This window comes from Acinetobacter higginsii, assembly GCF_000369525.1.
GTDB classification, from domain to species: domain Bacteria; phylum Pseudomonadota; class Gammaproteobacteria; order Pseudomonadales; family Moraxellaceae; genus Acinetobacter; species Acinetobacter higginsii.
The window spans coordinates 373950-398468 of sequence record NZ_KB850072.1 but is presented as its reverse complement, the minus strand read 5'-3'; the positions used below and the strand labels follow the sequence as shown (position 1 = coordinate 398468).

Sequence of the window (24519 nt, the reverse complement as noted above, 5' to 3'; positions counted from 1 at the left end):
TTCATAAACATATTTGATGACGGCCAACGGCGTCCGTTCTGTTCGATTTGCTTAATCAGCGTAATGCCTAAGCAAAATAAATGACGTGCAGTTCAGGAGAAAGTTATGTCTTCACCAATGAATATTGATGCAAAAAAAGCCACCGAAATAAAATTATTTAGCTTTTCTACACCTGCCATGCGAGCGTTCCATATGACATGGTTGGCATTCTTCGTGTGTTTCTTCGCGTGGTTTGCCTGTGCTCCCCTCATGCCAGTCATCAAAGGCGAGTTCAATTTAACCAAAGATCAAATTGCCAATATCAACATTGCAGCAGTTGCCATTACCATTTTAATTCGACTCATCGTTGGCCCACTCTGTGATAAATACGGCCCACGTAAGACCTACACTGCTCTTTTACTGCTTGGTAGTATTCCTGTTTTTGGTGTTGCTGCTGCAAATACCTATGAATCCTTCTTATTCTTCCGCTTATTGATTGGTGCAATTGGCGCGAGCTTTGTGATTACCCAATACCATACCAGCGTGATGTTTGCACCAAACGTTGTAGGTACAGCAAATGCAGCCTCGGCAGGTTGGGGAAATGCAGGAGGTGGTGCAACCCAAGCCATCATGCCTCTTATCTTAGGTGCAATCGTCATGTTTGGTGTAGAACAAGCAATGGGTTGGAGAATCGCATTACTTGTACCAGGCATCATGATGCTGATCGTGGGTGTCCTGTATTGGAAGCTTACTCAAGATTGCCCTCAAGGAAACTTTAAAGAACTTCGTGAGCAAGGTATCGAAGTTGGTGCTGGCAAAAAAGGCGGTGTTGCGATTCTGATGCAAGCAGCCCGTAATTACCGTGTTTGGATTCTATTTGTCTCTTATGCTGCCTGTTTTGGTATTGAAATTTTTATTCATAACATTGCTGCAATGTACTATGTCGATCACTTCAATATGGGCCTTAAAGAAGCAGGTTTGACTGCTGGTATTTTCGGTCTGCTTGCCCTATTTGCCCGTGCACTCGGAGGTTATCTTTCAGATAAGGTTGCAATATCAAAAGGTTTAGATGGTCGCACAAAAGTATTGTTTATCATGATTCTATGTGAAGGCTTATTCCTCATACTTTTTTCTCAGATGAATACCGTAGCACTTGCAATTATTAGCATGACCGTTTTTGCTCTCTTTACCCATATGTCTTGTGGTGCAACTTACGCGCTTGTACCTTTTATTGATCGCAATGCTTTAGGTGGTGTCGCAGGTATCATCGGTGCAGGCGGTAATGTCGGTGCAGTTGCTGCAGGCTTCTTACTCAAAGGTTTACTCGACGTACAAACCTGCCTGATGATTTTAGGTGCTTTGGTGACCGTAGCCGCATTCAGTGTCATCCTCATTCGCTTCTCGGTCGAACATAAAGCCAAAGAACAACAATTGTTCGAGCAAGCTGTATTAGAACGTAACTCTCTCGCTTAATCACAACACATTTTGTGTGGGATAAACCCTCCCACACGATTTCCAAATTAAATACTTCAACACCATTTTTCAGGGGTCTCAATATGAAATTGAATCTTCTTGGCTTTGCCATGCTTGGATGCTTAACCAGTACTACTTTTGCAGCACCTACACTTTATGGGGAAATTGATGCAAGTATCGATTACTTGCCAGAAAAAAATGCCAACAGCTCAAATAAAGATGTGTGGGAGGTTAGCTCCAATAGTTCATATCTAGGCATTAAAGGAGATGACAAACTGACTGAGCATCTAAGTGCGGTCTATGCAATTGAATGGGGATTAAGTGCTGACGGCGATGGAACAGACTGGACGCAACGAAACCGCTTTGTCGGATTAAAGGACAGTCAACTCGGCACCATCAAAGTGGGTAAACATGATACGCCGGTCAAACAGCTCTCAAGCACAGTTGATATTTTCAATAATTATGTGGCAAATAAAGCAGATATTGGTGGGATTCTGACTGGAGAAAACCGTATCGATAACGTCATTCTCTATGAATCACCAGCCATTCATCTCTCTCAAGGCGTGGTTAAACTGAATGCTCTGCTCGCCACTGGAGAATCATCTGGAATTAAAACATCCAGCGGCGGTGCAAAAGTCGCAGGTCGCGGCTTAGGCGATGCATGGTCTGCCAGTCTGGTTTATGAACATCCATTTTTTGTCGCAGGACTTGGCTATGACAAAGCCATTCCAAGCACTTTTGCAGGACGTGGCTTTCTCAATGTTGCCACAAGACAGGCTTATACAGCCGACACACAAGCTTTTGCCGCAGCAAATACCATACGTGCCATCGGACGTTTAAATCCGTTTGAAGGCTTGGCGATTAAAAGCTTGTATCAACGTTCCGATGTTGAAGAAACTAGCTATGCAGATCCAACAGAAACAACAAAATGGGCCACAAAAGCCAACAATATTGATGATGCTCAAGGTTGGTTAGTGGGTGCCGAATATATTCTTCCAAATGCAAAAAAATGGATACTCAAAGCACAATATAGCCAGAATGATACTCACTTTAAAAACACCACAGCTGATTTTAAAGCCAAACAAATCATGGCCGGGGCTGATTATGCCTTTAGTAAGCAGGTGAAAAGCTATGGCTATGTAGGTTATTTAACACTTGAACAAGCAGATAAAAAAGACAAGCAACCTGTTGTCGGATTAGGCTTGGAATTTAAGTTCTAAATTATATCCTGCCATTTGAAACAAAACGGTCAATTTACAGTTGACTGTTTTGATGACTTTGCATCTTGTCACAATTATTTTTGCAGGGAATCGAAATATGATGAGAAGTATTTTAGAATACTTTTCACTTATTCCAAGATTACAACAACAATGTCAAACCCTCAATTTTCCAAACAATTGGTCTATATGCTGATCGGAAGTGCGCTGATTCTCGCACTTTCATTGGGTGTACGCCATGGCTTTGGTTTATATCTGGTACCCATGAGCGATAGTTTTGGTTGGGGCCATCATATTTTTAGTTTTGCGATTGCCATGCAAAACCTGATCTGGGGGGCTGCACAACCCTTTACCGGTGCGATTGCTGACAAGTACGGTACTAAAAAAGTCGTGATGGCGGGAGGGGTACTCTATGCTATTGGCTTAGTCCTTATGGCATTTAGCTCTACAGGACTCTTACTTAACCTCAGCTTAGGGCTCGTGATTGGACTCGCCTTATCTGCGACCTCTTTTACCGTATTGCTTTCTGCGGTTGGTCGCGCTGCACCACCAGAGAAACGCAGTATGGTCATGGGGATTGCCAGTGCTGCGGGTTCCTTTGGGCAGTTTATTATGCTGCCCTCAACTCTGTTATTCCTTAAAACCATCGGTTGGTCTTCTGCTTTGCTGGTGAGTGCCTTTGCTATTGCATTCATTGTCCCCTTGGCTTGGTTATTGAAATCCCCTGCTTCTACAGCACCTAAAGCGCTAAATCAGCCAAGTTTAAGCTTTAAACAGGTTTTACACATCGCAAGAAAACACAAACCATTTTGGTGGTTATCGCTCGGCTTTCTGGTCTGTGGTTTCCAAGTGGTATTTTTAGGCGTACACCTACCTGGTTATTTAATTGATCATGGCTTTGATGCCACAACAGGTACGATATTCTTGGCACTGGTCGGTCTATTTAATATTGTAGGGACCTATGGTGCAGGTTGGTTAGGTGATCGCTATTCAAAACCAAGATTGCTGATGCTGCTTTATGGTTTACGCGGTATTGCTATTATTGCTTTTCTACTACTCCCACTCAGCACATTGACCGTTTATAGTTTTGGGATCATTATGGGACTACTCTGGCTTTCCACTGTTCCGCTCACCAATGGGATTGTGGCCAATATGTTTGGCGTCAAATATTTATCCATGCTCAGTGGTATTGTGTTCTTTACCCATCAAATCGGCTCATTCTTTGGCGGCTGGCTCGGTGGGGTCAATCATGATATTGCAGGCAACTACAATATGATTTGGCTCGCCTGTTTAGTGCTAAGTGCTTTTGGTGTTGTCATCCATCTTTTCGTGAATGAAGAGGCTGTGATTCATGACTAATATAGAACGTCATTTTAAGTTGCTATTGTTTGTCACGCTTCTGTGTTTGATGAGTCTTTCGATCTTGATCTGGTTTCAAACCCCTGATTTGTTTGAGTACTTCAATCAAGCATTTTGTGCACATTGAAGCAGAGCGCTTGTGCTTGGTCTTTGTCATATAAACATCAAAACTCTGTCATCAAACCATCAAATTTCGATGCTTTAATGAAAAATAAAAAAGTCGATAAAATGCAAAAAGCGTGTTGATCAGTCGATCAACACGCTTTTTTTATGACTTCAAATAAATAAAGGCTGCTCATTGGCAGCCCTTATTTATCATCTAAGCGGCCTTACTGTTGTTGACGCTTAGGCAATGGAATATATTGCGATTGTGCATTTTGTTGCACTTTACGCTCTCCAACTTTAACCTGCAAAGTTTGTTGTTTGCCTTCACGCTCAATCACCACATCAATTAAACTTTCTGGTGCTTGTAACGCAACATAATTAATCAAATGCGATGCTGAAGAGATCTGCTCATTATTCACTTGAATAATCTTATCGCCACGCTTAATCCCTGCAGAATCAGATGGTCCGCCACGTAATACATCTGCAACAGTGACACCAACTGGTTTAGCGGTCAAAACATCTTCATCAATGTTATTTGGAATTAAGCTAATTCCTAACCAACCACGTACTACACGCCCATCTTTCAAGATGGAATTAAGAACTTGCTGACACACTTTGGCAGGTATCGCAAAACCAATTCCAAGTGAACCACCCGATTGCGAGAAGATCGCCGTATTGACCCCAATCAAATTACCCGCAACATCAATCAATGCACCGCCAGAGTTACCTGGGTTAATCGCAGCATCGGTTTGAATAAAGTCTTCATAGGTATTGATGCCCAAATCCGAACGTCCCGTAGCAGAGATAATCCCCTGAGTCACAGTTTGACCGACACCAAATGGGTTACCAATCGCGAGCACAACATCACCCACTTCATTACCACTTAATTTAAATGGCAACACCGGTAATTTATCCAATTCAATTTTGATTACCGCCAAATCGGTGTCTGGATCAGTGCCAACCACGGTCGCTTCAGCACGGCGTCCATCTTGTAAAGCCACGACAATATGCTCAGCCTGCGCAATCACATGATTATTCGTTAAAATATAACCATCCGCACGTACAATGACGCCTGAACCCAAACTGTTTTCGTTTTGAGGTTGTTGCGGCATTTGATTGCCAAAAAACTCACGAAATACAGGATCATTCAATAATGGATGATTCATCTGTTTCACTTTCTGTGTGGTAAAGATATTCACCACAGCAGGTGCCGCCACTTTGACCGCAGCACTATACGAAACCACCCCACCCGTACGCGTGGTATCAATCAGTGGTTCAACCTTTTCTGCTGGCATTTTTACCCCATCAGCAGCCACCGTTGGTTTCGGTTGATGTGATTTCTGCCAAGCCAGAAAACTAAATATAACAAGAATGAGTAATACCCAAGGTAACCATGTAAATGCACGGCGCACGTCTATTATCCTCTAGGCGAAATTATGTAATGAACGTAATTTATTGAAGAACTGGAAGTTTCCACCATTGTAAAGTAAATTGCTTAAAATCAATGCAAAAGTTAAAAAAGTTTTGTCTAGCTTTAGTTACATTTGAAAATATGTTCTTATTGTTGCTGAGAAAAGATGTAAATCATTTGAGGAATCGCATGGCAAATTTGCATGACATTGTGCAATGGTGTAACCAGACTTTAAAAGCCAATGAATTTAAAGACTACGCGCCAAACGGCTTACAGATCGAAGGTAAGCCTGAAGTCAATAAAATTGTATGTGCCGTGACTGCATCTGAAGATGCAATTGATGCTGCAATTGCCCAACAAGCCGATGCATTACTGGTCCATCATGGTTATTTCTGGAAAGGTGAACCCTACCCAATTACAGGCATGCGCGGCAATCGTATCAAGAAACTGATTCAAAATAATATTTCCCTGATCGCGTATCACCTGCCTTTGGATGCACATCCAACTTTGGGCAATAACATCGCTATTGCCGATTTGATCGGTCTAAAAGATTTAGAAGCTTTGGATCCAAACGAAAAGCATCCAATTGGCAACATTGCCTATTTAGACAATCCGCTAAGTCCAGAACAATTTAAGGCGAAGTTACAGAGCATTTTTGACTTTAATGTGATTCATCTACCAAGTGATAAAACTGTAATTAAAAAAGTAGGCTTCTGCACAGGCGGTGCTCAAGATTTTATTGCAAAAGCAGCTCAAGCAGACTGTGATGCTTATATTTCTGGCGAAGTTAGCGAACGTACTTTTTATGAAGCAAAAGAACTAGGGGTACATTATTTTGCATGTGGTCACCATGCAACTGAACGTTATGGTGTACAGCGTTTAGCACAGGCCATTACCAAACAGTTTTCAATCAAAACCGAATACTTCGAACTCAACAATCCGATCTAGTTCGAGTCAACCATTTGAAGGAGTGGAATTATTTTCACTCCTTCTCTTCATAATTTTTAAATGAATCCATTTTCAAATTAAGATTTGCGTTAACACCACCAGCATTGCAACGTCTTTACCTTATCTTGGGGCTTATAAAGCCTAACCCAGAACACATCCCCTTTCTTTCATTGGCAAGTCAATTCAAGACCCAACAGACAAATGATAAATAAAATTTATTTTTTACTCCATTTCGCATAGATAAAAGCAAATTAAAAGACATTGATTCTCATTTGCTTTTAAATAAATAATGAAGGCGCTTCAATTCATCGTAATAAAACCACATTGATTACAAAAGGAATCAAACACATGGCTTATTCTTTACCGGCGCTTCCTTATACATATGATGCACTCGAACCGAACATTGACACCAAAACCATGGAAATTCATCATAGCAAACACCATCAGACCTATATCAATAATATTAATGGCGCAATTGAAGGCACAGAATGGGAACAACTCCCTGTAGAGGAACTAGTCGCCAAAGTGAATGAAGTTCCAGCAGATCTTAAAAATATGGTGATCAATAATGGTGGCGGACACGCAAATCATTCACTTTTTTGGACAGTCATGAGCCCGCAAGGTGGTGGAGAACCTACAGGTGATATTGCTGAAGCCATTGATCAACAACTTGGTGGTTTCGATGCTTTTAAAGATGCATTCACCAAGGCAGCGATTAGTCGTTTTGGCAGTGGTTGGGCATGGCTGAGCGTCACGCCTGAACACAAATTAGTGGTCGAAAGTAGCGGCAATCAAGACTCACCCTTGATGCATGGCAATACACCTATTTTAGGTCTGGATGTATGGGAACATGCGTATTATTTAAAATACCAAAATCGCCGTCCTGAATATATTGCTGCATTTTATAATGTGGTGGATTGGAATGAGGTCAATCGCCGTTATCACCAAGCGTTACAAGCAAAAGTATAATAATTTTCGAATCAGCTCGGCCTGATTCAGTATCTCCATAAAAAACGGGTTAGAGTGTCTTAGAACGTTCACTAAACGAGCTAAAAACTCTAATCATTGTTGTATCGTATATGTCTCATAACGAAATTTTTTGCATATTTTGTGTATTAAAAGACTGCCCTATTATCTATAGAATCATTTACAATAAAGGCACTTAATGTAAAACCCAGCAAATTTGCAAGGAATGAAACATGACAACCATTACTTTACCTGCACTTCCATATGGCTATGATGATTTAGCGCCACACATCACTCGCGAAACTTTAGAATACCATCACGACAAACACCACAATACTTATGTTGTTAACTTAAACAACTTAATCAAAGGTACAGACCTTGAAGGTAAATCTTTAGAAGAAATCATCAAAGCGTCTGCTGGTGATGCATCTAAAGCAGGTATCTTTAACAACGCTGCGCAAGTATGGAACCACACGTTCTACTGGAACAGCATGAAGCCAAATGGTGGTGGTAAACCTACAGGTGCGATTGCAGCGAAAATTGAAGAAGCTTTTGGTAGCTACGAAAAGTTTGCAGAGGAATTTACTGCTGCTGCAACAACTCAATTCGGTTCAGGTTGGGCTTGGTTAGTTGCTGATGAAGTAAACGGTAAATTATCGATTACTAAAACTGCCAATGCAGATACTCCACTTGCTCATGGCCAAGTTGCAGTATTAACCATCGACGTATGGGAACACGCTTACTACATCGACTTCCGTAACTTACGTCCTAAGTACATCGCAACTTTCCTAGAAAGCTTAGTAAACTGGGACTATGCAAATGCTAAACTTGCAGGTCAACCAGCAGGTGTTGAGAAATAATTTATTATTTCCCAAACTTAAAAGACTGCTCTTTATGAGCAGTTTTTTTATGCTTATATTTTGATGGAATCATTCAACTCAGCCATTCAATTCACTTGCTCTTTTTAAATAAAGTCTCTTTTACATCGTCCTTAGATTAATAAAGATAGATCTCATTGAATAAATTCTTTCAATAGAAAGCGTCTCATCACGAATAATCAGAAAGACCCTAATTAGTTTTCTTGAAACAAAGATTCAGTCTTAAGTATTTATTTTAAAGCAATAAAAAAACCCTGCTTTCGCAGGGTTTTCTTTTGAATCAGTTCAGTGCTTAGTGAGCAGCGAATTGGTTCATTGTGTTTTTAGCATCATCGTGTGCTTTAAGAGCGTTGTCACCAGAGAAGATTTCTTTGTGATCATCACCGATGTCAGAACCCGCCATTGCTTGGTGTTTAACACAAGCGATACCACCACGGATTTCTTTACGTTGTACGCCAGCAACATAAGCCAACATACCTTCAGAACCGAAGTAACCTTGTGCAAGCTCATGAGTAGAAAGCGCAGCAGTGTGGTAAGTCGGAAGTGTGATCAAGTGATGGAATACACCCGCTTCACGAGCAGCATCTGCTTGGAATGTACGGATCTTAGCGTCTGCATCAGCAGCTAATTCAGTAGCATCGTACTCAGCGCTCATTAATTTAGCACGGTCGTAAGCAGAAACGTCTTTACCTTCAGCAACCCAACGGTCGTAAGCTTGTTGTCGGAAGTTTAAAGTCCAGTTGAACGATGGGCTGTTGTTATAAACAAGCTTCGCATTTGGAACAGTTTCACGTACACGGTTAACCATGTGAGCGATTTCTTCTACGTTTGGAGTCGCAGTTTCGATCCAAAGAAGGTCTGCACCATTTTGAAGGCTAGATACACAGTCAAGTACAACACGGTCAATTTGAGTGTCAGCACGGAACTGATATAAACCAGAAGCTAAACGCTTAGGACGGTGTAATTTACCATTACGTTTGATCAAGATTTCATCTTCTTGAGCATCAGCAATGTCAATTTCAGTTGTATCTAAGTAGCTGATGTATTGAGAAGCGATGTCGCCTGGCTCTTTAACCACTGGGATTTTTTGAGTCAAGTCAGCGCCTTCAGAGTCAGTACGCGCAACGATGATACCGTCATCAAGACCCATTTCTAAGAATGCATAACGTAATGCATGGATTTTAGCGATGAAGTCTTCGTGTGGAACTGTTACTTTACCAGCTTGGTGACCACATTGTTTCGCGTCAGATACTTGGTTTTCGATTTGAAGTGCACAAGCACCCGCTTCGATCATCTTACGTGCAAGTAAGTAAGTCGCTTCTTCGTTACCGAAACCAGCGTCGATGTCCGCAATAATTGGCACAACGTGAGTTTGGAAACCGTCGATTTGAGCAGTGATTTCAGCAGCTTTAGCAGTATCACCAGCTTCGTTTGCTTTTTTAAGCGCACGGAATAAATCATTAAGTTCTTTCGCATCAGCTTGACGTAAGAAAGTGTAGATTTCTTCGATCAAAGCAGGTACAGAAGTTTTTTCATGCATAGATTGGTCAGGAAGTGGACCAAATTCTGAACGAAGTGCAGCAACCATCCAACCAGAAAGGTAGATATAGCGACGTTCAGTTGTACCGAAGTATTTTTTGTTCGCAATCATTTTTTGTTGCGCGATAAAACCGTGCCAGCAACCTAATGATTGAGTATATTTGCTAGAATCAGCATCATAAGCAGCCATATCACGACGCATAATCGCAGCTGTATATTTAGCAATATCTAAACCAGTTTTGAATTGGTTTTGCATTTGCATACGCGCAGCATCTTCTGGGCTAATATCGCGCCAAGTGTCGCCGAATTTTGCTTTTAGTTCGCGGATTGCATCAATCGCTGTTTGATATGTAGACATGATATATTCCTTTTGCGGATTGGCATCGAATGATTGCTAATAAATCCTGATTTTAATTAGTCTAGATTTAAAGCACCTCATCAACATGTATCACAGCTTAGTCTTTGGCAAGTGTTTTATCCAATATTCTGGCTTAATCTTCAGTATTTTCTAAAAAAATATATGTATAACCATTTTTCAAGAATACAAAAAACACCAAACAAGTATTTGTTTTTATTAATTTTACAAAATACACAACTTGGGCCAAGCATCAAATTTTAGCCCCATTTTCTAGACTCATCAGTTCATAAAAAGCTGAAACTTGCTTATTTGAGTTGCAGAAAATGACAATTTTTCTGTGTATTTTCCTTCAATTTGAATACAAAACCACAGCATAAAAAGCCGTCAAAATTAAATAATTCGACAGAATGTGCCAAGTTGAAGCATAAGCATTGAGGCTGTTGCTTTTATGTAGGATTAAGTTACACAAATCCCTTTGGATATGTCATAATTCAAGGCAATTCAAGGATTTTATTTTCGGTATTTTTTTTATGAATCTGGAGCGCGTCGATCTCAATTTATTAATTTATCTTGACGTACTTCTTCGTGAAAAAAATGTCACCCGCGCAGCAGAGCAATTGGGCGTTACCCAGCCTGCGATGAGTAATATTCTGCGTCGTTTACGTAATTTATTTAACGACCCCCTACTCATTCGTTCTTCTGAGGGCATGACGCCAACAGAACGCGCATTAGAATTACAGCCACGTATTCGAGATGCGCTAGCTGATCTGTCAATGATCCTTGAACCGCGTACTGAATTCCGTCCTTATACCAGTAATCGTGTATTCCGGATTATGACATCCGATTATGCCGAAGCGACTTTAGTTCCACGTTTAGTAAAAGCTTTACGCTCAGAAGCACCAAACGTGGTCTTGGATTTCTTAACCCCAAGTGACGTATCCTACCGTGATATGGAACAAGGTAAAGTTGACTTAGCCATTAACCGCTTCAACGAAATCCCGCAAAGCTTCCACCAGGTCTTAGTATGGCGTGATAGTTTTAGCTGTATTTTAAATGATAAACACCCTGCAGTGACTCATCTCAATTTAAAAAGCTATTTAGATGCACAGCATATTTGGGTATCTAAAACAGGTATGGGTGTCGGCTTTGGTGTTAATCCAGAAAAACAAGCTGGATTAGGTTGGATTGATCAAGCGTTAGAGCGTATCGGTCAACGCCGTAAGATCTCTGTATTTACCCGTCATTATCAAATGCCAGCACTGTTAGCGCAAAATGTAGATTTAATCGCGACGCTACCAACACGTATGGCACGCTTACAAACACAGAATCCTAGACTGGTTATAAAGGATCCTCCGTTCTATATTCCCGAATTTGAACTTAAAATGGCTTGGTGTCCGTTGTTACATCATCATCCTGCACATCGTTGGCTCAGACAATTGATCCTATTTGTTGCACGTCAAATGATTGAAGAAGAAAATCGTGAGTATTTGTTGAATAATGGCAATTCACAATTACCACATAGTTTTTTCTAAACTGACACATTAACAAGATGAATTTTCAGCCATATTTTCTGTGTGGCTGATTGTTTTAATAATAATATCAATAAAAATTTATTTCTTTTACTTATTGATAGATTATATTCTCTTAAAGAATAAGCGAGTGAAATAATGCGTTACAAACAATTATTTGCATAAGCGACTTTATAGGCTGTGTCCTATCAACATAGGTGATGTATGGATATTTTACAAAGCATGATGATTCTAGTTCTTCTAGTCGCATGTTCATTCTTTTTATCCTTATCTGAAATCGCGATTGCTGGATCACGAAAACTCAAACTCAAACTCATTGCTGAAAGCGGTGAGGAAAGAGCAAATAAAGTCATTGAGTTACAAGAAAACTCTGCAGACTTTTTTGCATCTACGCAAGTCGGTGTGAATGCTGTTGCGATCTTGGGGGGTATTGTCGGTGAATCCTCATTGCGTCCTTACTTCCACAATTTGGCGACTGAGCTTTACCCGGGGCCTTGGGCAGATACCATCGGATTCAGCTTATCTTTTTTAACAGTCACTTCCCTATTTATCTTATTTGCTGATTTGATGCCAAAACGTTTGGCCATGATTTTCCCAGAAAAACTAGCCATTAAAGTCATCAATCCAATTACGATCTTTATCAAAATCTGCAGACCATTGGCTTGGTTTATTAATATCATTGCAAATTCAATTTTTAGAATCTTTAAAATTGATACTAAACGCGATGATAGTATGACTTTTGATGATATTTCTGCCATTGTAAATGCCGGTGCACAAGCTGGTGTCTTACAAAAACAAGAACATCATTTCATTGAAAATGTATTTGAGCTTGAAGAACGAACTGTCCCATCCAGCATGACGGCACGAGAAAATATTGTTTATTTCACCTTGAATGAACCTGAACAGAGTATTCGTCAAAAACTGGCTGAACATCCTTATTCAAAATTCTTAGTGTGCAGTGAACATATTGATCAAGTGATTGGTTATGTCGATGCCAAAGATATTCTGGTACGCATCTTAAACAATCAATCCTTTACCCAACTCAATGAATCAACCATCCGTAATGTCCTGATTATTCCAGACTCTTTAACCTTGTCTGAATTGCTGGATCGTTTCCGTTCAACCAAAGAAAAGTTTGCTGTTGTGATCAACGAGTATGCTTTGGTTGTTGGTGTTATCACGCTCAGCGATATTATGATCACGGTTATGGGCGACTGGGTCACACCGATGGATGAAGAAAAGCAGATTATCAAACGCGATAATCATTCTTGGCTGATTGATGGCAGTACACCAATTGAAGATGTAAAACACGCATTAACCATCGAAGAATTCCCTGAAAATGAGAATTACGAAACGATTGCAGGCTTTATCATGTATCGTTTACGCAAGATCCCACGTCCTGCCGATGCTGTTGAATATGCTGGTTTCAAATTTGAAGTTGTCGATATTGACCACTATAAAATTGACCAATTGCTGGTAACCCAAGTTTTACCAAATCTCGAAGGTGAATCTCCAGTATCCCAAGATGATTAATCTTGAAAGCTAAAAAAAGCCCATATATGGGCTTTTTTTATTTCATAACAAACCAGATCACGGCAGCCAATATCAGTAAAATTAAAATAAAGACTTTGATTCCACCACGACTCCGCTGCGCCAACTGCTCTTGAATCTGCGCCTGTTCTTGTGGATGATCTTGAAGATACTGATCAATTAAATCTTTAGATTCCTTAAGACCTAAACCTGTTTTTTCTCGCGTGATCTTAATTGCATCAATCAGCTGCCCTGCACGAAGCATGGCTAAAGCTTCTGCAGGAATCGTCGGTGGTAAATTCATAAAAGTAACAATCCTTGTTATTTTCTATTGGCAACCGCATTGATCAGAACAGGAGGTTTATAATTCCTTAATTCCCACCATACATTGAGATGAGTTCATCCAAGGTCGCTTGATAGTGAATAGCAATGTCTTCTGCCAAGATCTTATAAGCATTATCAAACTGAACCATTGGCCAACCTTCTTTCCAAAATGGGAAAATATTGTGTAGACCTTCTGTCACGATTGCATCTTCACGGATAATCGCTTGAGCAACCTGAGCCAAGACCTGAGCGGTTTCTGCACCATCAATCGCTAAATAATCAATACCACGCACTTTTAAAATACGGATACGATCTTTTTTATAGCGAATTTTTTTCGCCTGACCGGCATTCAAACCTAATGCCAGCGTAACTGCTTCTACAAACTTTTCTTCAAAGCTTGTATTCAGTGCAACCAAAGCTTGTTTGTGTGCTTCTTGACGCCCAGCCTTCCCCCCATTACGGATAATCTCATTTGCTTCCGTATCCAGCTTATCTTTTTTCATAGACTGTAAAATGTCTAAAATTTCGATATCGCTTAAAGATTCAGGAGATTGCTCAATCATGGGAGTCCTAATACACAAAAATAAAAAAACATTGTCTCATAAAAGCGATATCAAAGCAGAATAAAATTGAAAATTGGCATTCTATCTGCATCATTTTTTATGTCAGATTTGAGAGCTAGCTCTCCAACTGAATCAGATCTTTTGAAGCTATATTTATTTGCATAATTATTTTTACCCTGATAATATTATTTTACCCGTATAAAACAATCCGAAGAAAATGAATACTCAAATAACAACCTATACTGCCTTTTCAGGGAGTACCTTCATCGCAACTGGGCAACCTACTGAGCTTGCAATTAAGATTAAACTTAGGCCTAAAACAATTGAGAATATTTTAATTTTCAATGATCAAACTGGCCGACAGGTTGATCTTGATCTTTCTGGTTCTGAACAAGAAATTCATCAACGTTATAGCGAGCCTGAGCCGACAAAGAAAGTTGGGCGACCGAAACTTGGGGTCATCTCTCGTGAAATTACCTTACAAAAAAAACATTGGGATTGGTTAGATCAACAGAGTTCCAGTGCATCTGCTGTGATTCGGAAGTTGATTGATAAAGAGCTGAATGATCCAACTTCTGAAAGCAATATCATGCTCGCCAAACAATCCACCGACCGCTTTATGTCTGCCATGTTGGGTAATATGCCCAATTATGAAGAGGCAACCCGTGCTTTATATCAGGGTGATCAAGCGAATTTCTTAAAGATGATTCAAGATTATCCTAAAGATATAAAAAACTATTTAGTTTTTAAAACACATCATATTTTCTAAGGGGCTTAGGAAGTTAAGCATATTAAAAAGTATGGTAACTTCCTTATATGAAAGCAAAAAATAGATACTATTCCCGTTCAAGAATCACAGAAGCAAAATTCAGGCAGATCATTCGCTTTTTTGCCATGGATTTTACTGCTTCAGATACCGCTAAACTCACCAATATTTCTGTACGTTCTATCAATACAATTTATATCAAATTGCGTAAAAAGATTGCTATCCAATGTGAAGAAATATCTCCCTTCAATGGTATCGTTGAATTGGATGAATCTTACTTTGGTGCTCGTCGTGTTCGTGGTAAACGAGGTCGTGGGGCGTCAGGAAAGACCATTGTATTTGGTTTGCTTAAACGAGATGGAAATGTATACACAGAAATTGTACCAGATTGCTCCAAAGCTACGCTACAAGGCATTATCCGTGGGCATATAGAACTTGATTCAGTCATTAATACAGATGGATGGCGGGGATATGATGGTTTAGTAGATATTGGCTTTGATAAGCACTTAAGAGTAAATCATGGTGACAATGAATTTGCCTGTGGAGAGCGTCATATCAACGGTATAGAATCATTCTGGGGCTATGCTAAGAAAAGGCTTATTAAGTTTAATGGGATTGACAAAAAGATGTTTTATCTACATCTTAAAGAAACGGAGTATCGCTTCAATCATCGGCATAGTAATTTATACCTCGATTTGCTGAAACTACTCCGCAATGATCCTCTTTAACTTCCTAAGCCCCTTTCTAAATATATTCTTTTTATTATTTGTTAAAATAACTTGCTCTATCCGTCTTAGATGGTAAAGCATTTTTATAACCATCGAGTGAAAATCATAGTTTAGTGATCATATAAAACTGATATTCAAAGACCTAAAAATATAGATATTAAAAAGGATAAGTAAAATGGTCAAACTTAAGAATGAGAATTTCCTTTATATTGGCCTATTTGTTTTGCTTTGGGGTAGCGCTGCTATTTTTACCAAATGGGGACTTCATCATGGTGCTGCAATTCCTTTTCTGTTTTTTCGCTTTTTGATTGCTACCGCATTAATTTTATCCTTCTGTGTGATTTCAAAACAGCCTTTTTACCCACAAAACACCTCTTTTAAATATGTCATATTGACGGGTTGCTTTTTAATTACGGGTTATACCCTATTTTATTTTTTATCCCTTGAATTTGGAATTTCACCAGGGCTCCTTTCCACCATCCTTGCATTACAGCCCATTTTGACTTTTTTTATTACCGAAAAGAGTTTTTCCAAAGTGAAGCTTACTGGACTACTGCTTAGTTTTTTTGGAATTATTTGTTTGGTTTATAACAATATGTTTGTCAATAAATTATCTTTATGGGCAACGCTTGCTTCAATTATGTGCCTGACATGTATTACGGCAGGTGTGATTCTACAAAGAAAAATTTCTGAAAAACCATGGCACGTTTTACCACTACAATATGCAATTTCTTTGATTTTCATGATCTTAATCATCCCTTTTCAATCATTTAATTTTGAGATGAATTGGGGCTTTTGGATTCCAGTTTTATATCAAGGCATCATTGTTTCTGTGATTGCTCAACTAATTTTTTATAAATTACTACAATCAGGCAATCTGGTGAATACAACAAGCTTATTCTATCTTGTGCCCCTTGTGACTTTAATACTCGACTTTATGATTTTTAATACCCAACTTTCTACTTTCGACTATATTGGAATTACAGCAATCTTGAGTGGTGTTTATTTAGTGTATAGAAAAGCAGTTAAACCAAGTTGCACAACATAATATCAAAACTACAACTGCAAAGAATACAATGAGTAAATATCCAACAGAACCAATTCCAGCTTTTTGTAGCCCACTCAAATAAAAAAACCCGCTTGCGCGGGTTTCCAAAATCAACTCAGCCGATTAAAGACGAACTAACTCCACCACTTTTTCAGCGGCTTCTTCAACCGTTTCAGCAGCAATCTCGGTATCTGTACCTTCAACAGTCGTAGTGATAATTACAACACCTGTTTCACGCAACAATGCAATTTGCTCAGCAGTTAAATTGGCTTTCGCAATCGCAACCACACCCTGCTGGATCAACAAGCTTTCTAAAGCTTGAGCTTTCTCGATCAACGATGCAGAAACACCAATCACCGCAGGCTTCTGACCTAAACGAGCTGCACGATCTTCTGCAGTCACAGGATTGCTATGCGCTGCCCATTCAACCGCAGCTTCAACCATACCCGCACCAACAGTTACGTTGCTTAGACGGTCAATAAAGATAAATGAACCGGTGTAACGGCTGTCTTGGTATTGATCAAAGACCACTGGCGCATCAAACTCAACTACAACATCCGCAATTGCATTCAACTCAAGCTCTTCAACTTGTGTGTGTTCCAACGTATTCACATTGACACGGAAGTTAATTGCCGTCACTTTCGCTGGAACAGTTTGAGTCCCAATTTTGACATTGTACAGTTTGCCTTTTACCAGCGGATGCTCATTCATCCAGACCACTGATGCACGCACACTACGTGAAATCAATGGTTGCTCGCCTGCACGGACCAAAACGTTACCACGAGAAATATCAATTTCATCGTTTAAGGTTAAAGTCACGGCCTGACCAGCAACGGCCTGTTCTAGATTGCCATCAAAAGTTACGATTTCTTTAACTGTTGATTTTTTACCAGATGGCAAGGCAATAATTTCATCACCAACATTCACTTGACCAAGCGCAATCGTACCTGCGAAACCACGGAAATCGAGGTTTGGTCGATTCACATATTGAACAGGGAAACGGAATTCACGTTTATTTGATTCACGTTTAATTTCCACTGACTCAAGAAGGCTCATCAAGGTTTGACCCTTGTACCATGGCGTACTTGCTGATGGATTAACAACGTTGTCGCCATTCAATGCCGAGATCGGTACGAACACAATATTTTCAGGGCGACGATCACCAAGTTGACTCACGAAAGCATCATATTCAACTTGAATTTCATTGAAACGTGCTTCAGAGAACTCAACCAAGTCCATCTTGTTAATCGCAACAACGATATTTTTAATACCGAGTAAGCTTGCGATAAATGAATGGCGACGAGTTTGAGTTTGCACACCATAACGTGCATCGATCAAGATAATCGCAAGATCGGCAGTGGATGCACCAGTCGCCATGTTACGCGTGTATTGTTCATGTCCTGGGGTATCAGCAATGATGAACTTACGCTTTTCTGTAGAGAAATAACGATAAGCCACATCAATGGTAATGCCCTGCTCACGTTCAGCCTGTAGACCATCAACCAGCAAAGCAAGATCAGGTGCATCACCTGTAGTACCCACTTTTTTACTATCACGTGTTACCGCTTGCAATTGATCTTCATAAATCAATTTTGAATCGTAAAGTAAACGACCAATTAAGGTACTTTTACCATCATCGACATTACCGCACGTCAAAAAGCGTAATAAATCTTTTTGCTCATGCTGTTTTAAATATCCCAAGATGTCTTGGCTAATAAGATCTGATTGATGAGACATTGCTCAAAACTCCACATATTCTTTAGAAATCGGTTTTAATCTCCCTAAATCCCTCTTTAAAAAGAGGGACTTGCTTAAGGAAATTAGAAATAACCTTCTTGCTTTTTCTTTTCCATCGAGCCAGCCTCATCATGGTCAATCATACGACCTTGACGCTCTGAGCTGGTTGCTAAAAGCATTTCTTGGATAATTTCAGGCAAGGTATCTGCTTCAGACTCAACTGCACCTGTTAACGGGTAACAACCAAGTGTACGGAAACGTACCGATTTCATTTGTGGAACTTCACCTTCTTTTAAGCGCATACGCTCATCATCGACCATGATTAACGTACCACTACGTTCAACCACAGGTCGAACTGCAGAGAAATAAAGAGGAACGAGTTGAATATTTTCGAGATAGATATATTGCCAGATATCTAACTCAGTCCAGTTAGACAATGGGAATACACGAATACTTTCGCCTTTGTTCACTTTACCGTTGTAAAGGTTCCAAAGTTCCGGACGCTGGTTTTTTGGATCCCAACGATGTTTATTATCACGGAATGAATACACACGCTCTTTGGCACGAGATTTTTCTTCATCACGGCGTGCACCACCAAAAGCAGCATCAAACTGATACTTATCCAAGGCTTGTTTTAAACCTTGGGTTTTCATGATGTCCGTATATTTTGAACTGCCGTGATCAAACGGGTTAATCCCCGCCTCACGACCTTCTACATTTTGATGCACGATCAGATCAAAGCCATGCGTTTTTGCCATGTTGTCACGGAAAGCAATCATGTCTTTAAACTTCCAACCCGTATCTACATGCAGTAGTGGGAATGGGAGTTTCGCTGGATAGAATGCTTTTAATGCCAAATGCAACATTACTGCCGAGTCTTTACCAATCGAGTAAAGCATCACAGGGTTTTCAAATTCAGCTGCAACTTCACGAATAATATGAATACTTTCTGCCTCAAGTTGCTTGAGGTGAGTTAATCTATTTTCAGTCATGTACAATTTCCTCCTTATCCATGCTATCCATAAAATCTATAAGTGGGATTAAACCACCACTTTGAAGACTGTGTGGAGGAACGAGTGCCATAACAACTCCAATTTTTCATGATATAGATATTCTTACTGGTGGCAAAAAACCACTCAATAGCGGTTATTCATTATAATAATTTAGATCCAGTTCTTTAGCTTGTTTTTTCATATCAATATGCAAAATTATGATATAAAAATAAGATTATGGAATATCAATACAATCTATTCCTCACCAAAAAATATAAAAAAAGAAGCCAAAAGGCTCCTTTTTTCAAAGGTTTAAAACCTATCAAAAACCGAACATTTTCCGTTCTAATGGAATTTCAACACCAACAGAAACACCACCATCACTGCCATTCAAATCAGAATCACTGACCCAACCATTCACTTTTAATGGAATTGTTGGTTTCAAGTAGTGTGTCCAAGTCAAATCAAGAGCTTTTATTGTATCTTGCTTTGGAAATGCCTCATTAATTCTTAAATCTAATGGATTCACCTTGGTATAAAGCAAACGACCATTTAAACGGTTCATTGTATCAAAACGAATATCACCACCAACCGAATACATTTGACCATCACCACCCATTGCATGGCCTAAAGAAAAACCATGTTGATAATAGCCATCTTTGTAAACATAATGATTATATGAAACACCATCTACTTTTCCATTACTACGCGTATCTGCCCATTCTGCATAGAGTTGATACGGCATATTTTTATAAGAAGAAGAGAAATCTATACCCGCTAAATACATCTTTTTAGCAGGGAGTCCACCGGCTTCATCTTCCCCCACATATTGTCCATAAACACCGACAGGGACTTGTAGTAATGGTTGTGTATTCAACCGAAAATCAAATCCTGCAATCTGATTTGACTTATCAGTATCATAATCAAGATTATCATTACCTTTAATGGCATTCCAAAGTGAGTCCAAACTTTCTGAACGGCCTTCACCGCCCCATTGCAATACACGTGATGCACCAAGTTCAAGATAAGACAAAGGTTGTGCCGTTACACGTAAACCAAGCAGTTTTGCATCAGGAACAGCCTTATAATCATCCAATTGCCCAGCAAATGCTTGATACTGCCAAGGACCAATCCAAGATAACCATTTGCTCTCAAATGCATTTTGTACAGCTCGTTGTGCTGTAACACCATACACAGGACGACTCGCATCACCGCGAATCAAACTTCCATCATGCCCAGGACCCCAATAGGTCGGAATCTGACCTGCAATCACCCATTGATTCCAAAGCTTACCAGCAAGATAAGAACCTTCTACATTGACATCATGCCCATTATCAACCAGTGGATCTTTCTCTCCATTCACACGAAGTTTTGCATCCCAATTTTCACCACCTGCATTAAACTCAGCAGCGACCTGATATTGTGATTTTTGGTTATCACCAAATGTTTGAGGAACAGTTTTAAGATCAGAGCCGGCATGTAAACCAAGTTTAACCGTTTCATTATCTGCTTTCAGTGCATTAGCAACTGAATTCACCACCTTTTGCTGAGCATTATTGCTCACTTTCGCTTGGGATAAAGCACGTTGAATTTCATCGCCACTCATTGGCCAAGTCGACGTACTAATTTGAATAACACCTTGTTGGTTCAGCCAATTTAAATCTGTACGTAAATTTGCATCGTTTAAGATGAGACCTTGTGCAAATGTTGCAGAGGAAAGCGAAGCAAATAATGCGACATAAAGGGATTTTTTTAGAAACATATCTAAACTGTTCTCAAATTTATTTATGTGCACATGATCGTTTTTTTACGATCTCTTTTCAATCATCAAATGCAATAATTATATTTTTTTAATCATGAATATAAAAAGCCACTTCATGGAAGTGGCTTTTTAATGAATGGTAAATTAATCTTTACGGCGCATATGCGGGAATAACAACACGTCACGAATACTCGCAGCATTGGCAAACAACATCACCAAACGGTCAATACCGATGCCTTGACCAGCTGTCGGTGGCAAGCCATATTCCAATGCTTCGATAAAGTCTGCATCGTAATGCATTGCTTCATCATCACCTGCATCTTTTTCTGCAACCTGCGCTTGGAAGCGCTCAGCCTGATCAATCGGGTCATTTAACTCAGAGAAACCATTTGCCAACTCACGACCACCGATAAAGAACTCAAAACGATCGGTAATATGTGGATTATCATCATTACGACGAGCAAGTGGTGAAGTTTCAGCTGGATATTCAGTAATGAACGTCGGCTGACGCAGTTTAGTTTCTACAGTTTCTTCAAACACAATCGTTTGTAATTTGCCTAAACCAAAACCAGGTTTTACCTGCTCTTTTAAAACTTCTTTGGTAAATTTGGCCAAGAATTCACGGTCATTCACATTTTCAGGTGTGAAGTCTGGATTGTTCTCAAGAATTGCATCAAACATTGAGATTTTCTTGAATGGCCCTTTGAAGCTATAAACTTCGTCACCATAAGGCACATCGGTAGACCCCAAGATATCAACTGCCAATTTTTCAAGCATGTTTTCAGTCAATACCATCAAGTCTTTATAATCAGCATAGGCTTGATAGAACTCGATCATCGTGAATTCAGGGTTGTGGCGTGTTGAAACCCCTTCGTTACGGAAGTTACGGTTAATTTCAAACACACGCTCAAAACCACCCACTACAAGGCGTTTTAAATAGAGTTCCGGTGCAACACGTAAATACAGTTCCATGTCCAAAGCATTATGATGTGTTACGAATGGCTTAGCAGATGCGCCACCCGGAATCACATGCATCATTGGCGTTTCCACCTCCATGAAGCGTTCATTGGTCAAGAATGCACGAATACCTGCAACTACTTGGGCACGAATTTCGAAAGTTTTACGTGTTTCTTCATTTACGATCAAATCTAAATAACGTTTACGATATTTAGCTTCTGTATCGGTTAAACCATGGAATTTATCTGGAAGTGGACGAAGTGATTTGGTCAGTAATTCAAAACCTTCAAGGTGCACATATAAGTCACCTTTACCCGAACGACCAATATAACCTTCAGCAGCGATGATATCGCCAAGGTCTAAACTTTTAATGGTTTCTAAAATATCAGCTGGCAGACCTTTACGATCCACATAAAGTTGAATACGACCCGTCATATCTTGGATCACCATAAATGATCCACGGTTCAACATCACACGACCAGCAACTTTTACATAAACTTTTTCAGCGCCTTCAATTTGCGCCTTGTCTTGATCTTTAAACTGTTCTTGCAAATCAGCTGCATAGTGCTCACGTTTAAACGTGTTTGGCCACGGGCTCTTACCCGTTTGTTTTGCAGTCTCTTGGATTTGCTTTAATTTGGCATGACGCTGTGCGATTAAATCGTTTTCGGAAAGTGTTTGTTCAGAAGTCGATTGAGCGTTTTGTTGCGTCATCTCTGCCTCGATTAAGTAAAAAATGAAGTGACATAGGATAGCAGATCACAACTCATTTTCGTATTGTTTCAACCAGACAATTCAAAAAAATCAAGATTGATCAGTTTTTGAATCAAGATAACGCAGCAATTTTCCGCTCAACAATCGATTCGCTGTCGCTTATTTCTCCGCTAAATGCTTGACCATAGCAAGTCCCTGATCAAAGCCTTTATTCATAAATTCTGCATGTTCTGGTTGAATATCGACCTCTACATGCAATTGCGTTTCACCATTAAAATCAAACAGCATATATTTTTCCAAAGCACCTGCCCAAGACTTCACAGCCTCACTTTCCAGATCCTCCTTACCGTTCTCAATCATCCCAAGATGCTTAAAAACAATCTCTTTAGGCTCATCGATACTTTCAATGGTAGAGATCATGCCATTGCCTTTGCCATCTCCAAAATAGGTTTTACCACCCACTTTCCAATCCGTAGTCATGGTTGAATCGCATGCAAAGAATTTTGTCCATGCTTGATAACTTTCTGGAGTCCAAAGAACCTCCCAAACTTTTTCAGGGGTCGCATAAATTTTTATATTATAAGATAAGGTTTCCATGTTTTATTCTCCTTGATCATTGTTTTCATCATCATATCTTGATTCTGAATGTTTGTTTTTTATACACACTATATTTGGGTGTGTTGACATTTCTTGCTCATAATTCACTCTATAACGGTAACCATATAAATATACAAGCTAAAGCAACTGCACTTTGATAATTACGCTTTAGCTTGTCATATCGTGTCGCAATCCCCCTAAATTGTTTCAATCTACAAAATAAATTCTCAACTAAGTGTCTGATTTTATACATATACCAATCCATGTGATCATTACTAGACTTTGTGTTTGATTTTCTAGGAATATTTGGTTTTGTTTTGCTGTCTTGAATTTGCTTTCTAAGACTTTCAGAATCGTAACCTTTATCAGCGCACAGCATTTCTGATTCACTTAAATCTAGTTTTGATACAAGATCTGGGGCAATTTTCATATCATGAGAAGTTCCGTCAGAAATAATAAACTCAATTGGATTACCATTTGAATCAATTGCTAAATGTATTTTAGAACTATTGCCACCGATACTTTTAGAAATATCTTGATTCTTAATTCCTGCTGAATGTTGATGTGCTCTAACATGACTACCATCAATAAAAATCCATTCTTTATCAGCATGCTGACTAAATAACTTAAATATATTCATAAGTTTGTTGTTTTTAGACCAGCGATTATATTTCTTGAAAATAGAGTTTGGCTTACCGAATTCCTGAGGTAAATCTCTCCAAGGACAACCTGTACGTATCCTAAATAGAATAGCTTCGATAAAATTCCTCAAATTTAATTTGAGATAAATATTAAAATGACGGAAAATGGTAGTTAACTTAGACCAGTGTTGATCATTCAGCATTGTACGAGGCATAGCGAGTGTAAAATTGGGTTTGGCGATTTGATTTTACTATCTCGCTATTTTTTTAGGCAACAATTGTCAACAGACCCTTATACATTTCGGCTTTTTTTAATTGTATAAGCGTTATATCCCTAAAAAAAATTAGAGTAATTGCTCAAATAACAAGACTTTCAGATAGAATTGCCATATCACTTT

Annotated in this window: 20 protein-coding genes and 1 pseudogene; 11 read left to right on the top strand and 10 right to left on the bottom strand. The window is 39.4% G+C overall.

Annotated elements, in window-relative coordinates:
• Positions 1-105: 105 nt before the first annotated feature.
• The 3 genes from F902_RS07870 (at position 106) to F902_RS07860 (ending at position 4028) form a co-directional block, all read left to right on the top strand.
• A complete protein-coding gene (locus F902_RS07870) occupies positions 106-1452 on the top strand; it encodes an MFS transporter (RefSeq protein WP_005202492.1) in 1347 nt (448 codons plus the stop codon).
• Positions 1453-1535: 83 nt separating this feature from the next.
• Positions 1536-2672 (top strand): porin, encoded by a 1137-nt coding sequence (locus F902_RS07865; protein ID WP_005202491.1) that lies wholly within the window; start codon positions 1536-1538, stop codon positions 2670-2672.
• Between the two features lie 150 nt (positions 2673-2822).
• Entirely contained in the window at positions 2823-4028 is a 1206-nt protein-coding gene (locus F902_RS07860) for an MFS transporter (RefSeq protein WP_005202483.1), read from the top strand.
• Positions 4029-4357: 329 nt separating this feature from the next.
• On the opposite strand, the gene F902_RS07855 is transcribed toward F902_RS07860, so the two are convergent.
• A complete protein-coding gene (locus F902_RS07855) occupies positions 4358-5545 on the bottom strand; it encodes a trypsin-like peptidase domain-containing protein (RefSeq protein WP_004808459.1) in 1188 nt (395 codons plus the stop codon).
• A 188-nt stretch (positions 5546-5733) separates the two neighbouring features.
• On the opposite strand from F902_RS07855, the gene F902_RS07850 reads away from it, so the two are divergent.
• From F902_RS07850 to F902_RS07840, 3 genes are all read left to right on the top strand, one after another.
• Positions 5734-6492, top strand: a complete 759-nt coding sequence (locus tag F902_RS07850) for a Nif3-like dinuclear metal center hexameric protein (protein ID WP_005202481.1) — start codon at positions 5734-5736, stop codon at positions 6490-6492.
• Between the two features lie 348 nt (positions 6493-6840).
• Positions 6841-7461, top strand: a complete 621-nt coding sequence (locus F902_RS07845) for a superoxide dismutase (RefSeq protein WP_005202480.1) — start codon at positions 6841-6843, stop codon at positions 7459-7461.
• 230 nt (positions 7462-7691) lie between these two features.
• The gene (locus F902_RS07840; RefSeq protein ID WP_005202479.1) at positions 7692-8318 is read left to right on the top strand and encodes a superoxide dismutase; all 627 of its coding nucleotides are present in this window, start codon (positions 7692-7694) and stop codon (positions 8316-8318) included.
• Between the two features lie 310 nt (positions 8319-8628).
• Here F902_RS07840 and F902_RS07835 read toward each other — a convergent pair whose 3' ends face one another.
• Positions 8629-10233: an isocitrate lyase gene (locus F902_RS07835; RefSeq protein WP_004808463.1), complete on the bottom strand. Its 1605-nt coding sequence runs from the start codon at positions 10231-10233 to the stop codon at positions 8629-8631.
• A 530-nt stretch (positions 10234-10763) separates the two neighbouring features.
• On the opposite strand from F902_RS07835, the gene F902_RS07830 reads away from it, so the two are divergent.
• Together F902_RS07830 and paeA are read left to right on the top strand one after the other, a co-directional pair.
• Positions 10764-11765 (top strand): LysR family transcriptional regulator, encoded by a 1002-nt coding sequence (locus F902_RS07830; RefSeq protein ID WP_004808464.1) that lies wholly within the window; start codon positions 10764-10766, stop codon positions 11763-11765.
• A 201-nt stretch (positions 11766-11966) separates the two neighbouring features.
• Positions 11967-13295 (top strand): polyamine export protein PaeA, encoded by a 1329-nt coding sequence (gene paeA, locus F902_RS07825; protein WP_005202478.1) that lies wholly within the window; start codon positions 11967-11969, stop codon positions 13293-13295.
• Between the two features lie 37 nt (positions 13296-13332).
• Here paeA and F902_RS07820 read toward each other — a convergent pair whose 3' ends face one another.
• A complete protein-coding gene (locus F902_RS07820) occupies positions 13333-13596 on the bottom strand; it encodes a ribosomal protein L7/L12 (RefSeq protein WP_005202477.1) in 264 nt (87 codons plus the stop codon).
• A gap of 67 nt (positions 13597-13663) precedes the next feature.
• Positions 13664-14179, bottom strand: a complete 516-nt coding sequence (locus F902_RS07815; protein ID WP_005202476.1) for a hypothetical protein — start codon at positions 14177-14179, stop codon at positions 13664-13666.
• Between the two features lie 217 nt (positions 14180-14396).
• Here F902_RS07815 and F902_RS07810 point away from each other — a divergent pair, with 217 nt between their 5' ends.
• From F902_RS07810 to F902_RS07800, 3 genes are all read left to right on the top strand, one after another.
• The gene (locus F902_RS07810) at positions 14397-14948 is read left to right on the top strand and encodes a DUF2239 family protein (protein ID WP_005202475.1); all 552 of its coding nucleotides are present in this window, start codon (positions 14397-14399) and stop codon (positions 14946-14948) included.
• Positions 14949-14995: 47 nt separating this feature from the next.
• A complete protein-coding gene (locus F902_RS07805; protein WP_005202474.1) occupies positions 14996-15673 on the top strand; it encodes an IS1595 family transposase in 678 nt (225 codons plus the stop codon).
• Positions 15674-15848: 175 nt separating this feature from the next.
• Entirely contained in the window at positions 15849-16721 is an 873-nt protein-coding gene (locus F902_RS07800; RefSeq protein WP_005202473.1) for a DMT family transporter, read from the top strand.
• Between the two features lie 123 nt (positions 16722-16844).
• On the opposite strand, the gene cysN is transcribed toward F902_RS07800, so the two are convergent.
• The 6 genes and pseudogenes from cysN to F902_RS07770 all read right to left on the bottom strand — a co-directional run.
• A complete protein-coding gene (cysN, locus tag F902_RS07795) occupies positions 16845-18458 on the bottom strand; it encodes a sulfate adenylyltransferase subunit CysN (RefSeq protein WP_005202472.1) in 1614 nt (537 codons plus the stop codon).
• Positions 18459-18541: 83 nt separating this feature from the next.
• Positions 18542-19450, bottom strand: coding sequence for a sulfate adenylyltransferase subunit CysD (gene cysD / locus F902_RS07790; RefSeq protein WP_004808480.1), 909 nt, complete (start codon positions 19448-19450; stop codon positions 18542-18544).
• Between the two features lie 322 nt (positions 19451-19772).
• A complete protein-coding gene (locus F902_RS07785; RefSeq protein ID WP_005202471.1) occupies positions 19773-21212 on the bottom strand; it encodes a capsule assembly Wzi family protein in 1440 nt (479 codons plus the stop codon).
• A 144-nt stretch (positions 21213-21356) separates the two neighbouring features.
• On the bottom strand, positions 21357-22883 hold the full coding sequence (gene lysS / locus F902_RS07780; protein ID WP_005202470.1) for a lysine--tRNA ligase: 1527 nt from the start codon (positions 22881-22883) through the stop codon (positions 21357-21359).
• Between the two features lie 159 nt (positions 22884-23042).
• The gene (locus F902_RS07775) at positions 23043-23480 is read right to left on the bottom strand and encodes an SRPBCC family protein (RefSeq protein ID WP_005202469.1); all 438 of its coding nucleotides are present in this window, start codon (positions 23478-23480) and stop codon (positions 23043-23045) included.
• Between the two features lie 112 nt (positions 23481-23592).
• Positions 23593-24336, bottom strand: a pseudogene (locus tag F902_RS07770) (IS5 family transposase); the annotation flags it as partial.
• Positions 24337-24519: the final 183 nt, after the last annotated feature.